The 15,682-nt window shown below is 69.0% G+C and carries 14 protein-coding genes and 2 pseudogenes; 10 read left to right on the top strand and 6 right to left on the bottom strand.

Annotation, left to right across the window (positions count from 1 at the left end; genetic code table 11):
* Positions 1-100: 100 nt before the first annotated feature.
* Positions 101-1,177: a LacI family DNA-binding transcriptional regulator gene (locus OG974_RS05100; protein ID WP_371645565.1), complete on the bottom strand. Its 1,077-nt coding sequence runs from the start codon at positions 1,175-1,177 to the stop codon at positions 101-103.
* Between the two features lie 317 nt (positions 1,178-1,494).
* Between OG974_RS05100 and araD the strand changes: the two genes are divergently transcribed.
* Complete coding sequence (gene araD, locus OG974_RS05105) at positions 1,495-2,232, top strand: L-ribulose-5-phosphate 4-epimerase AraD (RefSeq protein WP_371645566.1); 738 nt, start codon at positions 1,495-1,497, stop codon at positions 2,230-2,232.
* On the opposite strand, the gene OG974_RS05110 is transcribed toward araD, so the two are convergent.
* Both OG974_RS05110 and OG974_RS05115 read right to left on the bottom strand, forming a co-directional pair.
* Positions 2,199-2,567, bottom strand: coding sequence for a hypothetical protein (locus tag OG974_RS05110; protein WP_371645567.1), 369 nt, complete (start codon positions 2,565-2,567; stop codon positions 2,199-2,201). The genes araD and OG974_RS05110 overlap by 34 nt on opposite strands.
* A 427-nt stretch (positions 2,568-2,994) precedes the next feature.
* On the bottom strand, positions 2,995-5,619 hold the full coding sequence (locus OG974_RS05115; protein WP_371645568.1) for an RICIN domain-containing protein: 2,625 nt from the start codon (positions 5,617-5,619) through the stop codon (positions 2,995-2,997).
* 511 nt (positions 5,620-6,130) lie between these two features.
* Between OG974_RS05115 and OG974_RS05120 the strand changes: the two genes are divergently transcribed.
* From OG974_RS05120 to OG974_RS05140, 5 genes are all read left to right on the top strand, one after another.
* The gene (locus OG974_RS05120) at positions 6,131-7,675 is read left to right on the top strand and encodes a sigma-70 family RNA polymerase sigma factor (RefSeq protein ID WP_371645569.1); all 1,545 of its coding nucleotides are present in this window, start codon (positions 6,131-6,133) and stop codon (positions 7,673-7,675) included.
* Positions 7,676-8,000: 325 nt separating this feature from the next.
* On the top strand, positions 8,001-8,159 hold the full coding sequence (locus OG974_RS05125) for a hypothetical protein (protein ID WP_371645570.1): 159 nt from the start codon (positions 8,001-8,003) through the stop codon (positions 8,157-8,159).
* Positions 8,156-10,528, top strand: a complete 2,373-nt coding sequence (locus OG974_RS05130; RefSeq protein ID WP_371645572.1) for a non-reducing end alpha-L-arabinofuranosidase family hydrolase — start codon at positions 8,156-8,158, stop codon at positions 10,526-10,528. The genes OG974_RS05125 and OG974_RS05130 overlap by 4 nt, the downstream gene beginning before the upstream one ends.
* A 205-nt stretch (positions 10,529-10,733) precedes the next feature.
* Positions 10,734-11,066, top strand: coding sequence for a hypothetical protein (locus tag OG974_RS05135; RefSeq protein WP_371645574.1), 333 nt, complete (start codon positions 10,734-10,736; stop codon positions 11,064-11,066).
* 24 nt (positions 11,067-11,090) lie between these two features.
* Positions 11,091-11,504 carry a helix-turn-helix domain-containing protein gene (locus tag OG974_RS05140; protein ID WP_371645576.1) on the top strand — a complete coding sequence of 138 codons (414 nt, stop codon included), beginning with the start codon at positions 11,091-11,093 and terminating at the stop codon, positions 11,502-11,504.
* 297 nt (positions 11,505-11,801) lie between these two features.
* On the opposite strand, the gene OG974_RS05145 is transcribed toward OG974_RS05140, so the two are convergent.
* The 3 genes and pseudogenes from OG974_RS05145 to OG974_RS05155 form a co-directional block, all read right to left on the bottom strand.
* Positions 11,802-12,050, bottom strand: a complete 249-nt coding sequence (locus OG974_RS05145; RefSeq protein ID WP_371645578.1) for a hypothetical protein — start codon at positions 12,048-12,050, stop codon at positions 11,802-11,804.
* A gap of 73 nt (positions 12,051-12,123) precedes the next feature.
* Positions 12,124-12,342: pseudogene (locus OG974_RS05150) on the bottom strand (hypothetical protein); the annotation flags it as partial.
* A gap of 108 nt (positions 12,343-12,450) precedes the next feature.
* The gene (locus OG974_RS05155) at positions 12,451-12,555 is read right to left on the bottom strand and encodes an LPXTG cell wall anchor domain-containing protein (RefSeq protein WP_371645579.1); all 105 of its coding nucleotides are present in this window, start codon (positions 12,553-12,555) and stop codon (positions 12,451-12,453) included.
* Here OG974_RS05155 and OG974_RS05160 point away from each other — a divergent pair.
* The 4 genes and pseudogenes from OG974_RS05160 (at position 12,539) to OG974_RS05175 (ending at position 15,338) form a co-directional block, all read left to right on the top strand.
* Positions 12,539-12,739 (top strand): hypothetical protein, encoded by a 201-nt coding sequence (locus OG974_RS05160; RefSeq protein ID WP_371646944.1) that lies wholly within the window; start codon positions 12,539-12,541, stop codon positions 12,737-12,739. The two genes, OG974_RS05155 and OG974_RS05160, sit on opposite strands and share 17 nt — an antisense overlap.
* Positions 12,740-12,781: 42 nt before the next feature.
* Positions 12,782-12,979: a winged helix-turn-helix domain-containing protein gene (locus OG974_RS05165; protein ID WP_371646737.1), complete on the top strand. Its 198-nt coding sequence runs from the start codon at positions 12,782-12,784 to the stop codon at positions 12,977-12,979.
* A pseudogene (locus OG974_RS05170) lies at positions 12,976-13,511 on the top strand (transposase). The gene OG974_RS05165 and the pseudogene OG974_RS05170 overlap by 4 nt, the downstream one beginning before the upstream one ends.
* Before the next feature lie 381 nt (positions 13,512-13,892).
* Positions 13,893-15,338, top strand: coding sequence for a non-reducing end alpha-L-arabinofuranosidase family hydrolase (locus OG974_RS05175; RefSeq protein ID WP_371645581.1), 1,446 nt, complete (start codon positions 13,893-13,895; stop codon positions 15,336-15,338).
* The last annotated feature ends 344 nt before the right edge of the window (positions 15,339-15,682 follow it).

Consider the following 15,682-nt stretch of genomic DNA (forward strand, 5'->3'; position numbering starts at 1 on the left):
ACCGGACAGCGGCTTTCGCCTTTGTGCCGGCTTCCGCCGTGCGAGGTGCCCCCGGGGCCCAGCTCCCTGCGAGAGGGGGCAACCGCCGGGCACGTGGGGGTCATTCGCCGGGTGGAGCGATCCTTCGGGCCGTGCTGGCGCGCACGATGAGCTCGGGCGCCACCACCAGGTGCGTCGACTCGTCGGTCCTGCCTTCGATGTGGTCCAGGAGCAGCCCGATGCTGTCGCGGCCGAGCGAGGCGAAGTCCTGGCGGATCGTCGTCAGCGGGGGCGGGAAGAACTCCGCCTCGGGGATGTCGTCGAAGCCGGCGACCGCCACGTCCTCGGGCGTCCGCAGGCCCGCTTCCCGCAGGGCCCGTAGGACACCGAGGGCCATCTGGTCGTTGGCGACGAACACTGCGGTGAGGCCGGCTCCCTGCCCTCGTGATGCCAGGACCCGCCCCGCCAGCTGCTGGCCGGACTGGTATCCCGACAGTGGACTCCAGTCGCCTCGCAGCACGGGCGGCACCTCGGCGCCGGCATCGCGCAGCGCGTCCTCCCACCCCTGTGTGCGGGCTTCGCTCTCGAGCCAGTCGGGGGGGCCCGCCACGTGCCACACGGTGGCGTGGCCCGACGCGAGAAGGTGCTCCGTGATCATGCGGGCGCCGAGGTTCTGGTCCAGCGACACCCCCGGCAGGTCGAGGGTGTGGCCGCCTTCCACGGTGACCACGGGGCACGGTGCTTCCAGTGCCGCCAGGGCGCGTACCGCGGCGCGTTGCGGAGTGACGGCGACGATGCCCTCCACGCCCCATCCGGCGAGGTGCTGCATGGCTTCGGCGAGGGCTGTCTGCGTGGCGGTCCGAAGCGTGACGGCGGACGTCAGGTAGCCGCGGTCCCGAGCCGCCTCTTGCACTCCCGCCACGGTGCTGGCGGGCCCGTGCAGAGTGGTGTTCACCGCGATGACGCCCAGCGTGTGGGTCCGGCGAGTGGCCAGGGCCCGGGCTGCCGAGTTGCGGCGGTACCCCAGCTGCTCGATGACCTGGGTCACCGCGGCCCGGGTCTTGGCGCTGACGTTCGGGTGGTCGCTGAGCACCCGTGAAACGGTCTGATGGGACACGCCGGCGACGCGCGCGACGTCCGTCATCGTGGGCGCTCGCGAGACGTCTGGGAGCTGGGTCAACTCTCTTCCTTTCCTCATCGAGCGGCCTTCCCTCAAGGTACCGAACCAGCCGCGGCCCGCACACATCTCGGACCGACCGGGAGATTGCGGCGGGTATCGATGTTGGCGTTCACATTATGCAGCGGTGACCGCATGTTGTGGGCAGGAAACTCCTCGCAACTCTTGAGATTTCTGACTGTTAGCGCTAACAATTTGATCGGGGTAGCTGCGATCGCGCAGCCGCGATGCCTAGCGCGGCCCCCGATCAGTCCAGCCCACTCATGCGCGACTGCGGGGCCTGCCGGGCGCCGGTCCCAAGAAGCCGCCGCGCATGTCGGAGAGACGGTGAGAGCGTAGTGAGCGAGACCATCCTCAAGGACCTCCGTCGCGAGGTCCTCGCGGCCAACCTGCGCATTCCGGAGGCCGGTCTGGCCACCCTCACCTGGGGAAACGTCAGCGGAGTGGACCGAGACGCCGGCGTCTTCGTCATCAAGCCGTCCGGGGTCTCCTACACCGACCTCATCGAGGAGGACCTGGTGGTGGTGGCACTGGAGGACGGGCGGGTCGTCGAGGGACGCCTCAGGCCGTCCACCGACACCGAAACCCATCGGTGCCTCTACCGGGCCTTCCCCTCCATCGGCGGGGTCACCCACACGCACTCGGCGCACGCCGTCGCCTTCGCCCAGGCACGCCGCCCGATCCCCGTGCTCGGCACGACACACGCCGACACCTTCAACGGGCCCGTCCCCGTGACGGCGGACCTCACCGCCGAGCAGTGCGCGCAGGACTACGAGTACAACACCGGACAGGTGATCGTGGCCCGGCTCGACGGCGACCCCCGTCGGGCCGACGAGGTCCCCGGAGCGCTCGTCTCACGACACGGCCCCTTCACCTGGGGATCCACCGCGAAGGCCGCGCTGGAGAACGCCATCGTCTGTGAGGCCGTGGCGGAGATGGCGCTGCACACGCTGGCGCTGGGGTCCCGACTCGGGGACGCCTCCGAACCACCGAGGCATCTGCTGGAGCGGCACTTCACCCGTAAGCACGGACCGGACGCCTATTACGGCAACACCCCGCACTCCCCGGGAGCCTGAGGCCGGGCACCGCCTCGGCGCCGCATGATCCAGCCAGACCGTCCGACAGTCGCGGCTCGGAGGACTGCGGGACCTCGCGCTGCGGCCTGGCCTGCGACGCGCTCGCCGTCGCGGGCGAGAGCCGCGGCGCCGAAGCCGACCAGGGCGGCCGGCTGAAGGCCGAGCAGCATGTACTGGACGCAGGCCGCCACGTGCGGGCCCAGGCAGGCGATCGACGTGACGGCGGCCAGCAGCAGCACAACGGTGACCGCCACGGCGGCGCTGTTGCCGGCGAGGGCGGGCAGGTCGAACCTGTGCAGCAGGTAGTTGGCTCCGACCTGGGAGAGGGCTGTCATGGCGATGAGAGTGGCGCTCTCGACTCGGCCAGGTCTGCTGACACTGCAGCGCTAACGACGTGACACGGGTCCGGCTCCGGAGTGGAGCCGGAGTGGCGGGCTCGGCGGGAGGCTGAGCCGCCGGGGTCACGCGAAAAGGCCGACGCTCATACGGCGACGCGGTTCCAGCCGGTCGGGGGAGTTCCCGCCGGTCGGCGGAGGCGTCGGTACGTGTCCGATACCGCGCCGGCCAGCAGGTTTCCACCCCGGGGTGGGAACGTGAGACATGGTCTCCGCAACGGCCCGGCCCGGCGGTATCGGCAGGGCATCTGGGAAGACGCGCATCGTCCGCACAGCCAGAGGAGCTCGTGCAGGACGAGGCGAGGTCCCTGAGCCATGGCGGTGCCGCAGGCCGGTGTGTGCCTGCGGCACCGCTCGGGCGGTGGGGTCAGGACGGGTCGCCGTACTGGAGGCCGCGTCCGTTGGTGCCGACATAGACGCGGCCGTAGGTGTCGGGGTCGCCGGCGATGACGCCGACGCCGCCGATGCTGCCCCACTGGTGGGCGTCGTCGTTGACGCGGAGCCAGGTGGCGCCCTTGTCGGTGGAGCGGAAGACTCCGGTGACGTCCTTGACGGTACCGATCAGGTACAGGGCCTGGTAGGCGCCGCCCGGCGCGGCCTTACCGAAGCCGAGGGCGGAGGCGGACTGCACCGTTTGGAGCGTGGTGAAGGTGCGGCCGCCGTCGGTGGAGTGCAGCAGCCCCCTGGCACCGTCGGCGATCCACAGGTCCCCGGCGATGCCGGGGACGGCCGTGAGCCGGCCGGCGGGCAGGTTGGTGGCGCGCGCGGTGAAGGTCGCGCCGCCGTCGGTGCTGGCGTGGAGCGTGCCGCCGGCCAGTGAGTAGAAGGTCTCGGCCGAGGAGCGGTCGGCGACGACCACGGCGTCGGTGCCCAGGCCGCTGACCTTCGACCAGGTCGTCCCCTTATCGGTCGAGCGGTACGGGACCTGGCCGGACTCGGTCCAGACGATGGTGGAGCCGTCCGCCGCGAGCGCGACATGGCCGCTGTCGGCGCTGCCCACCGGCTCTGCCTTGAAGCCGTTCCAGCTGGTGCCACCGTCGGTGGAGTAGGCGCCGTCCTGCGCGCCGCCACGGCCGACGCGGACCATCACCGAGGGGTTGGACTGGGCGAAGTCGATGTCGGTGCTGGTGATCATCATCGGATTGTCCAGCCGCCCTGCGGGCACCCTGGTAAGGGAGTCGTGGCGGAAACCGCCCAGGTCGCCCATGGCGCTGATGACGGTGGCGCCGCCGGGCGGGGCGATCACGTCCATCAGCGCGGTCTCCTCCAGCCCGCGGGCCCCCGCGGTCCAGTGGCTGGTGCCGCCGCTGTCGGTGGCGATGGCGTCCTTGCTGCGCCAGATGCCGCTGCCGGTGCCGTACAGCACGTGCCCGGAGTCGAAGGGATCGATGGCCAGGGCAGTCATCCAGTGCCCGATGCCGGTACCGACATAAGGAGCGGCGGAGGCGCTCCGCGCCGACTTCGCGGCCTGCGCCTTCCAGGTCGTGCCGCCGTCGGTGCTCCGGTAGAGCTCGTCCTCGGGCCACCAGCGGTCGAGGGTGGTGACCATCACCGTGGACGGCTTCTCCGGGTCGACGGCCAGACCGGAGAACCCGTAGCTGCCGCTGGACGGGGAGACGTTCTTCCACGCCCCGCCCGCCGGCGTGTACTTCCACACCGAACCCGCCGTCGCGCCGTTGGGTCCGACGGTGTTGGCGTACGTCAGGTACAGCGAGCCATCACCGGAGAGCACGCCGTGCTGCGGCATCTGGCCGGTGGGCTGCCCGGAGACGGCCTGCCAGGTGCTGCCGCCGTCGGTGGAGCGGTACAGGGAGGTGGACTTGTCGGCGACGCCGACATAGATCGTCCGGCTTCCGGCCGGGCCGTACGTCACGAAGGAGATGCCCGCGCCGCTGCTCGCCCCGTCCTTGACGGGGAAGGAGGAGATCTGACTCCATGTCACGCCGTGGTCGCTGCTGCGCCACAGGCCGTTCTTGCGGGTGCCCAGCAGCAGGGTGCCGTTCTCTGCGGGGTTGATCGCCAGCCGTTCGCCCGCCCCGCGGCCGTCCTCGTTGGCGCCCAGCTTGAAGGGCAGGTCGGTGCGCTGGAAGGTGCGGCCCCGGTCCGTGGAGCGCAGGATCGCGCCGTTGCCCGCCCAGTTGTTGGTGTAGGTGCCCGTCGCGAGGTAGAGCCGCGCGGGGTCGACGGGGTCGGTGGCCAGCGAATCGATGCCCAGAAGGTTCCAGTCCTTCTCGCCGAGCCAGTCGGTCAGCGGGATCCACTGCTCGGCCGCGACGTCCCAGCGGTAGGCGCCGCCCATGTCGGTGCGCGCGTACAGCAGACCCTTCTCCCGCGGGTTGAACACCAGCCCGGTGACGTAACCGCCGCCCACGACCTGCGCGTTGTTCCACGTGTACGGTCCGGCCCCGACCGCCTGGGTCCCGGCCGTTCTCACCAGCTTCCACTGCTGGTTGGTGCTGCCCTTGCCGGGATACTGGATGACTCCCGCGCCGTCGGCCGTGGAGCCTCCGGAGACGTCCAGGACCTGGCCGCTCCCGCGGGAGGTGAAGGTGACGGCGTCGGAACCACTCACATCGTCGATCCGCCACTCCTGGGAGGTGGAGGAGCTGTCGGTCTGCTGCTCGGCGGCGGCCGCCTGGGCAGTCGAATTGCCCGCTATGCCCAGCACTTTGCCGCTGTTGCGGTTCACCAGCTCGTAGTAGCCGTCCCCGGTGGGTCTCAGCCTCCACTGCTGGTTGGCGGTGTTCTGGTCGGTCCACTGCTGGATGCGGGTGCCGTCGGCGGTCGAGAAGGCGTTGACGTCAATCACCTTCCCGCTGCGTACGGAAATCAGCCTGTAGTAGGCATTGCCGTCGACCGTCGCGGCCTGCGAGTCCTCCTGCACGAACAGGAGGTACGGCACGAGGACGGCGGGCACGCCGAGCAGCAGACCGGTCGCGGTCCAGCGACGGCGGTGACGCCCGCGGCGCCCGCCGTTCGTGGGGTTCTTCATGGGGGGTGTTCTCCTTGCATGCCACCAGAGGGAATGGTGGATCCAGCGACCGCAACGGCCGGGTCCGACTCCTTGTGGTCACAGGCCCCGCAAAGGGTTGCCTTGAGCCGGGAACTTTTTTCAGGTCACCTTGTGGTGCGGTAGGCGTTGATCAGAGCACTCGTTGCCGAGCGGGCTTGGCTGACCGTGGTCCTGCTGCCCGGGGCTGCGCCCGACGTCAACCCGGGTGGACCGGCGGCGGGAACACGGACGTCACCCCCGGCACCCTGACCGTCTCCCCGGTGCGGGCCACGAGTTGGCCGCCGGCTACCCGAACGCACCCGGATGATCTGTGGGAGTCGGCCATGGAACACCACCGACAAGCCCACAACGCGCGGTACCGGGCCCTCCAATTCGGCGCGGCCGTTCCAGTGACCCAAGGCACAGGCTTTGGCCGCATACCCTTGCCGACACTAGGGTGTGGCGCCGTGCTCGGCGGATCGCTCCCCTGAGGGAGGTGGGAATGGGGCTCATGGATGCGGACCACGCGGGGCTGGTCGTCGCGGCGCAGGCTGGTGACGATCGGGCGCGCGAGGAGCTGATCGCCGCGTACCTTCCGTTGCTCTACAACATCGTCGGGCGAGCGCTGAGCGGACATGCCGACGTCGACGACGTCGTCCAGGAAACCCTGCTGCGCGTGGTGCGCGACCTGCCTGCCCTGCGTGCCCCGGAGAGCTTCCGGTCCTGGCTGGTGTCGATCACGCTCCGCCAGATCAATACCCACTGGCAGCGGCAACGCGCCTTCGCCGGCCGGACCACGGTCATCGACGAGGCACTCCAGATACCGGACGCCGGCGCCGAACCCGAGGACGTGACGATCCTGCGTCTGCATGTGTCGGACGAGCGCCGTCAGGTTGTCGAAGCCGGCCGGTGGCTCGACCCGGACCATCGGGTGCTGCTGTCGCTGTGGTGGCAGGAACGCGCCGGCTCGCTGAGTCGTGACGACATCGCCGCCGCGACGGGGCTCACTGTTCCCCACGTCGGAGTACGTCTGCAACGCATGCGCGAGCAGCTGGAACTGAGCCGGACGATCGTCGCCGCGCTGGAGGCCGACCCGCGCTGTCGGCAGTTGGACGAGACCGTCGTCGGCTGGGACGGTCTCCCTGCATCGGTGTGGCGCAAGCGGATCGCGCGGCACACCCGCGACTGCCCGGTCTGCACGGCGACGACGACAGAACGGGTTCCGGCCGAACTACTGCTCCTCAGCCTCGCGACGCTGACCGTCCCGGCCGGACTCATCGCGGCGCTGGCCGCCAAGGGCCTGCTGTCGGGTACGGCCGCGAGCGCCGCCGGGCTGGCCACGGCACACGTCGCCGCCGGCACGGCGACGGCGGGAGGCAGTCTGCACAGCGCGCTGATCGGCAAACTCCACGCGGTGACCGCTCAACCGCTGGTGAGCCTCGCCACCGGCGCGGTGCTCATCGCCGGGACAGCCACCTACGCGACCTGGCCCGAACCGGCGCATCGGGAGCCCGGCGTCATCGCCGCTCCCACCGTCGGCAATCCCATGCCGGTCCCGCCGCGCACCACCACGTCACCGTCACCGGTGAGTCCGTCCGCCGTCCCAGCCACTGTTCCGCTGGGCGCACAGGCGCTGGAGTCCGTGGACGACCCCGCCCTGTACCTCACGTATGCCGACGACTTCGCGACGCTCGGCCGAGTCTCCGCGTCTAGCAGCGCGCAGCCGCGGCAGCGGGTCACCTTCGTGGTCATCCAGGGGCTGGCCGACACACGGTGCGTCACCTTCCGCGCCGCCGACGGCCGCTATCTGCGCCATCGAGACCTGCGGCTACGGCTGAGCACCAACGACGGCAGCGAACTGTTCCGTGAAGACGCCACCTTCTGTCCGCACCCCGGAGCGGTCGCCGGGTCGGTAACCCTGCACGCGCACAACTATCCCGGATCGGTCCTCCGCCACCGCGACGGTGGCATCTGGCTCGATGGCTCCGACGGCACTCGGGCCTTCGCCGGCCAGGCTTCCTTCATCGTGCGCAGTGCCTGGGCCACCGCTCTTTGAGATGTGGGACCGAGTCGCGCAGTGACAACTGGTGATCCTGCACCACGATCCTGCACCACGCCGTTCTCAACCCGGCAGTGAGCCGGTGATCAGGGCAGCGCGCCCTTTCCACAGGGACGACCAGACCGCGGGGCTGGGCATAACGCTTTTTGCCTGCGAGATGCATCACCGAGCAATCGTCCGGACGACGCGACTTTTTTGTTACGAGACCGCGAGTTCGGAGGCCTCCATATCGTGGGGCGCTTTCCCGCCGCTCACCATGCGTGCCGGTGTGGCAGGTTCCCCGACTCTCCCGTTGACGTATCTCCTGAAGAAGGCCCCTCCCATGACGCGACACACCCACGAACCCCGGGCGACCGGTACGCAGGAACGGCGCCACGTCCTGCACCGCACCCACCCCGCGGCGGCCGATCAGGCCGTACCGGCCGATGCGCGCACGATCACGGCACCCAGGGTGACCCGCGACCCCCGAGGAGAATCATGAAGGGCCTGCACCGGCTCGGCCGGCGTCGCCGGACACTGACGATAGGACTGTCGGCCGCGGCGCTGGTGGCCGGTGTCGTGACGCTCCTCCCCAGCTCGGCCGGAGCCGCGAACCTGGGTACGCAGGCGGCCCCCTCGGGCAGGTACTTCGGCACGGCTGTGGCCGCCGGCAGGCTCGGCGACTCGAAGTACACCGCGATCTCGGACCGGGAGTTCAACATGATCACCCCGGAGAACGAGATGAAGTGGGACGCCATCGAACCGTCCCGCGGCAACTTCAACTTCGGCCCCGCCGACCGGATCGTCAACCATGCGTTGGCACGCGGTCAGCGCCTGCGCGGCCACACCCCGGTCTGGCACTCGCAGCTCCCGTCCTGGGTCGGCTCCATCGGCGACGCGAACACGCTGCGCAGCGTGATGAATCACCACATCACCACCTTGATGACCCACTACAAGGGCAAGGTCTACGCCTGGGACGTGGTCAACGAGGCGTTCGCCGACGGCTCCACCCAGCACCGCAGCTCGGTGTTCCAGAACGTGCTGGGCAACGGCTTCATCGAGGAAGCGTTCCGCACCGCCCGGGCGGCCGACTCCTCGGCCAAGCTCTGCTACAACGACTACAACATCGAGAACTGGTCGGACGCCAAGACCCAGGGCGTCTACAGCATGGTCAAGGACTTCAAGTCCCGCGGCGTGCCGATCGACTGCGTCGGGTTCCAGAGCCACTTCGGCACCGACGGCCCGCCGTCCAGCTTCCAGACCACCTTGTCCAACTTCGCCGCCCTGGGCGTCGACGTCCAGATCACCGAGCTGGACATCGCCCGGGCGTCGTCCACCCACTACGTCAACACGGTCAAGGCCTGCCTGTCCGTGGCCCGGTGCACCGGCATCACCGTATGGGGCATCCGTGACAGCGACTCCTGGCGCAGCAGCGAAAGCCCCCTGCTGTTCGACAACAACGGCAACCCCAAGGCCGCCCACACCGCCGTCATGAACGCCCTCAAGGCCGCCACCGGTACCACCGGCGGGACCAGTACCGGGGCGATCAAGGGTGTCGCCTCCGGTCGTTGTATCGACATCAACGGCTTCACCACCGCCAACGGCACCCAGGCGCAGCTGTGGGACTGCAACGGACAGACGAACCAGCGCTGGACCCACACCTCCGGCAAGCAGCTGATGATCTACGGCAACAAGTGCCTGGAGGCCATGGCCAACGGCACCGGCAACGGCACCGCGGTGGTCATCGGGGACTGCAACGGCGGCGCCGGCCAGCAGTGGAACATCAACACCAACGGCACGATCGCCGGCGTCCAGTCCGGGCTGTGCCTCGACGCCATCGGCGCGGCCACCGCCAACCGCACCAAGATCCAGCTGCACTCCTGCTGGTCCGGCACCAACCAGAAGTGGACCGGCCTGTCCGGGACGTCGACCCCGACGACGCCCGCGCCGCCGGGCGGCACGTGTGCTCTTCCGTCGACGTACCGATGGACGTCGACGGGTGCGTTGGCGCAGCCGGCGAACGGGTGGGGCTCGCTGAAGGACTTCACCAACGTGGTGTACAACGGCAAGCACCTGGTCTACGGGTCGAACGCGTCGGGATCGTCGTACGGCTCGATGATGTTCAGCCCCTTCACGAACTGGTCGGACATGGCGTCGGCCGGCCAGACCGGGATGAGCCAGCCCGCGGTGGCGCCCACGCTGTTCTACTTCGCGCCCAAGAAGATCTGGGTCCTCGCCTACCAGTGGGGTCAGTGGCCCTTCATCTACCGCACGTCGAGCGACCCCACCAACCCCAACGGCTGGTCCGCGCCGCAGCCGCTGTTCACCGGCAGCATCCCCCGCACCGACTCCCCCACCGGCCCGATCGACCAGACCCTGATCGCTGACGGCCAGAACATGTACCTGTTCTTCGCCGGTGACAACGGCAAGATCTACCGGGCGAGCATGCCGATCGGGAACTTCCCGAGCAACTTCGGCTCGTCCTACACGACGATCATGAGCGACTCGGAGAGCAACCTGTTCGAGGCGCCGCAGGTCTACAAGGTTCAGGGCCAGAACCAGTACCTCATGATCGTCGAGGCGAAGGGTGCGAACGGGCGCTACTTCCGCTCGTTCACGGCCTCCAGCCTGAGCGGTTCGTGGACCCCGCAGGCCGCCGGCGAAAGCAACCCTTTCGCGGGCAAGGCCAACAGCGGTGCCACCTGGACCAACGACATCAGCCACGGTGACCTGGTCCGCAACAACCCCGACCAGACCATGACCATCGATCCCTGCAACCTGCAGTTCCTCTACCAGGGCAAGTCCCCCACCGCGGGCGGCCCCTACGACCAACTGCCGTACCGGCCGGGTGTCCTCACTCTGCAGCGCTAACCTGCCCGATCCACGGTGATCGCGATTCGGGGCGGCCTGCCAGCGCGGAGCCTCGAGGAACCCCAGCCGTGCGTCGGCTGGGGTTCCTCTCTTTCGTGGACTTTCATCGTGGGTACGGACCGGAGCACTACGACGCCACCGCGGACACCGGCGCCTGGTCAGGGGCGCCGGGAAAGAGGTTGCTCCGGAGCGGGAGATCGCGACGGTGACGCAGGTCGATGCGCTGGCCGAGGCGATCGGCATCCGGTGGCGGCTGAGGGGCTTCCTCGGCGCCCACGGCCCGATGCGTCCGGAGGAGCAGGCCGAGCTGCGGCGGAAGGACGTGGACCTCGATGCCATGACCATTCGCGTACGGAAGGCCGTGCCCGAGACGAACACGGGCAAGCGGGCCCCGAAGGCCCGACCAAGTAGGCGGGTAAGCGGATCGGAGAAGGCCGCCAAGCAGGCTGGAGAGGAGTTTCAGGGGCAGCAGATCGGCGGCGGCAACTCGCAGTCGATTACTGAGGATTTCGGGTTGTCGTCGGGTGGTGACGGTTGATGATCCCTGCGGTATGCCAGTGGTATGCGTTATCCGGAGGGTGGGGGCTTGACCGCTGAGCGTCGGGCGTTTCGTGAGGGGATCCGGCTTCAGGCCGGCGTGCGGTTCACGGCGGGTGAGAAGACCGCTGCGGTCGCGAAGGACTTGCGGGTGAGTGTGCGGTCGGTGGAACGATGGCGCCGTGCCTGGCGCGAGGGCGGCATGGAGGCCCTGCGCTCCGCAGGCCCGGCCAACTCCCCGACCGTTACTGATTCCCAGTTCGCCGTGCTCGAAGCGGAACTCGGCAAGGGGCCGTCAGTGCACGGCTTCGACGACGAGCGTTGGACTCTGGTCCGGGTCCAGACGGTGATCCGCCGACGGCTTCGGGTGGGCCTGTCGGTGGCGACGGTGTGGCGGCTGCTGAAACGGCCCTGTTCTCCCGAAGCTACGGCGAAGTGACAAGTAGCTCTCTGTAATCAGAGTGACGCTCGGTCAGGGACAGCGAGGCGAGGTCCGGGGACTTCGCCGACCTGGAGGGCGGCGAAGTCGATGTAGGCCTGTTCGAGAGCTTCGGGGTACGCCTCGCGCTTGGCGTGCTCGGCGAGCGCCCGGTAGATGCTCGCGAGGGAGGGGCTGTGTCCCTTGCGCTTGCCCGGGCTTGGGGAACATCGGTACAGCGGTTGGCGCTGTGAATGATCACGGGCTCGGCCAGCAGCTTGGCGACGGAGGGGAGGAGGACCCTCTCGGCCGATTCTGCTAGTCGCCCAGGCCCCTGGCCCAGAACTCGCTCGGGCCGTGGACGGCGACGTCGGTCGCCCTGGCGATTGTGCGGTCGATTTCGGCGTCATCGCCGCTGCCGATCGCAGCCCAGAGACGGCTGAAGCCCGTGCCACTGCGGCGGTAGACGACGACCTCGGCTGCGGCGTCGTTGGGCGCACCCGCCGGACTCCTCCCGATATCACGCTGTACGGCAGCCAGGACGGTGTCGACATCCTGCTCAGCCACCAGGAGGCACAGGCCGCAGACGGCTCGGCCCCCTGCTTCCCGAGTGAGGCAGGGGGCCGAGCCGTCTCCGCCGTCAGGCGAGCGGCGGAAGCTGTTCGCCCTGGACGGCCTGGAGGTCGATCCCGACGCGGAGCGTGGTGCCGATGGCGGCCATGCCGGCCTGGACGACCTGGTTGTAGTTCATCGCGAAGTCCTCGCGCGGCAGTTCCACGGTGGCCCGGAACGCGGCCCGTGGGCCGCCCCACGGGTCGGGACCGGTGCCGAGGTAGGCCAGGTCCAGGTCAACGACCCGGGCCTTGTTTGTTTCCTGACCGCCGACGCCGGCGCGGAGGCCGACGGCCCGGCGCGCACGCCACGGGTGGGTGGCGTTGCTGCCGGGCCGTCAGTCACTCACGCGGTCTCACTTCCCGTGCAAAGCCCTGCGGCGACGTCCGCGAAGCACCAGCACGCCGCCGGCAGCGACCAGCAGGCCACCGAGGGCGCTGTACGTGACAGTGTTGCTCACCCCGGTGGAAGCCAGGTCGCCGGACGTGCTGCTCGGGGTCGGCTGGCCGACGGGTGCGCCGATCTCCCCCTGCGCACGGGTGCCGGTCGTGCCGGAGGCGGAGACAACCGGCGTGGGGGCGGTCGGCGTGGGGGCGGGCGTCGGCTTGTCAGCGCCAGCGGTCCCCGACGCGGGCTTCAGCTGAAGAGTCGTGATCGAGTACGGCGGCAGCGTCTGTGCGACCGCCGTGCCCCGCTCCGCCGTCGTCAGGGCGGCAGGGCCGAAACGGCACGGCTGGTCCTGGCAGGCACCCGCCCGTCGTGCTCTCGAACGCGACGAGCACGCGGTGGAACTGTGGAAGAAGGAGGTGTGGCTCCAGGTAAAAGGCTCGCGGCGGCGTGTGATGGCTGGATCGTCTTCGGGGACGAGGCCGGATTCTCCATGACGCCGCCCCGCGCCCGCACCTGGGGCCGGCGCGGACAAACACCCGTCATCAGGGTGAGAGGCAGGTCCCGTCGCCGCACCTGGGTCGCCGCCCTGTGCTGCTATAAACCCGGCGAGCCGAGCCGTCTCACCCACCGCCCCCGCACCCATCTCCTGCTCAAGGGTGCACGCAAGAGCTTCTCCTGGAAGGACTACCGCGACCTGTTGGTACGGGCACACATCCAGCTCGACGGCCCGATCGTGGGTCTGGGACAATCTCAACACCCACCTGGCCGCCGGGCTGAAGCGGTACGAGGCTGAGCACGACTGGCTCACCACCGTCCGACTCCCGTCCTATGCGCCCGACCTGAACCCCGTCGAGGCCGTCTGGTCGCTCGTACGCAGAGCGATGGCTAACACACCGCCTTCGACACACCCGACGACCTTGACCGCACACTCCGCCGCGAGTTACGCAGAATCCAACTCCGGCCCCACCTGATCAACGGTGCCTCACCGCCACCGACCTGACACTCGACCCACCGACCCCACCCTGAAAACCTCAGTAACTGCCGCCCACGCCTGCGAGTGTGAGCGCTCACATCAGCCCCGTCAACAACTCTGACAGGACGAGATCCTGATGACGCCTCAGTGACGGACAGGTTGCGGCACGGTACTTGACGACCCCTCTTGCCCCATGGTTTTGTCCCCGCAACACGCCGAATGTTCGACGTCAAATGTTAGCGCTAACAATGCGCCGGAGACCCGGTGCCCCCACCCCGCAGGGGGCACGTCTTGCCGCCGCCTCGGACGTGCCGTGCCCGGTCCGCAGGCACCGAGAAGGACCGACCCCTGCCCAAGTCGCCCCTAGGAGGGTGCAGATGAACGCTCTCGGTACAGCTCCACGAACCTCGACACGGCGAGGATGGCGGCCGCGGATGGCCGCCCTGCTCTCGATGGTCTTCGTGGCCGGCTTCCTGGCGATGGTGAACCCGTCGTCCGCCTCGGCTGCCTCGGTCGACACCGGCAAGTGGTACGTGCTGGTGAACCGCAACAGCGGCAAGGCGCTGGACGACTACAACTTCGCCACCGCCGACGGCTCGCCAGTCGTTCAGTGGACCCGCTCCAGCAACGAAGCCCAGCAGTGGCGCTTCCTGGACTCCGGCAGTGGCTACTACCGCCTGCAGAACCGTAACTCCGGCAAGGTCCTGGACGACTACAACTGGTCCTCGGCCGACGGCACCGACGTCGTCCAGTGGAGCGACCTCAACGCGACCAACCAGCAGTTCCGCCTCGCCGACTCCGCCGGCGGCTACGTCCGCCTCCTGAACCGCCACAGCAGCAAGGCCCTCGAGGTCCAGAGCGCCTCCACCGCCGACGGCGGCAAGATCGTCCAGTACGCCGACTGGGGCGGCAGCAACCAGCAGTGGCAGCTAGTCCCCGTCGCCGACGTCGGCACCGGCACGTGCGCTCTTCCGTCGACCTACCGCTGGACATCGACGGGTCCGCTGGCGGAGCCGGCGAACGGGCAGGTCGCGTTGAAGGACTTCAGCACCACCACGTACAACGGCAAGCACCTGGTCTACGGGACGACGTCCAACGGAACGTCGTGGGGCTCGACGGGGTTCAGTCCCTTCACGAACTGGTCGGACATGGCGACGGCCACCCAGACCGGGATGAACGATCCCGCGGTGGCGCCCGAAGTGTTCTACTTCGCGCCCAAGAACGTCTGGGTGATGGTGTCCCAGTGGAGTCAGTGGCCGCTCTATTACCGCACGTCCAGCGACCCCACCAACCCCAACGGCTGGTCCGCCTCGCAGCCGCTGTTCACCGGCAGCCTCCCCGTCGGCCCCCAGGGCCAGAAGGACGCCCCGATCGACCCGACCATGATCGCCGACGACCAGAACATGTACCTGTTCTTCGCCGCTGACAACGGCAAGATCTACCGGGCCAGCATGCCGATCGGGAACTTCCCCAGCAGCTTCGGCTCCTCGTACACGACGGTCATGAGCGACACAACGGACCTTCTGTTCGAGGCGCCGGAGGTCTACAAGGTCCAGGGCCAGAACCAGTACCTCATGATCGTCGAGGCGCAGGGTACGAACCGCTACTTCCGCTCGTTCACCGCCTCCAGCCTGAACGGTCCGTGGACCGTCCAGGCCGGCAGCGAGAGCAGCCCCTTCGCGGGCCAGGCCAACAGTGGTTCCACCTGGGCCAAGGGCGTCAGCCACGGTGACCTGGTCCGCAACAACCCCGACCAGACCAAGACCATCGATGCCTGCAACCTGCAGTTCCTCTACCAGGGCCTCCCCACCAACACACCGGCGGGCACCGACTACCTGAAACTGCCGTACCGGCCGGGCCTGCTCACCCTGCAGCGCTGATCCGCCTGATCCACGGTGATCGCGATGGGGTGCGGTCCGCCGACGCGTAGACGAGCTGTCTACGGCGTGGGCAACTCCGCCTGCTGACCGATACTCACCGCACCGAGGAACCCCAGCCGCGCATCGGCTGGGGTTCCTCATCCTGTGTGCAGGCGGTTTCAGGGCCCCGGTTGGGGAGCCTGGACTGTCTGTCGTGACGGACATCACTTGTGCTCCTCGCCCGCGAGGCCTTCAGGCCGGTGCCCGATTTGAGGCCGGTGAGAGGACTGTGGTGATCGCCCGTGACCTTCGGGTCAGAGGGCGGTCGGTCGAGCGTTGGCGGCGGGCCTGGCGGGCCTGGCGGG

Origin of the sequence: Streptomyces sp. NBC_00597 (genome assembly GCF_041431095.1) — a bacterium.
In the GTDB taxonomy this organism is placed as follows: domain Bacteria; phylum Actinomycetota; class Actinomycetes; order Streptomycetales; family Streptomycetaceae; genus Streptomyces.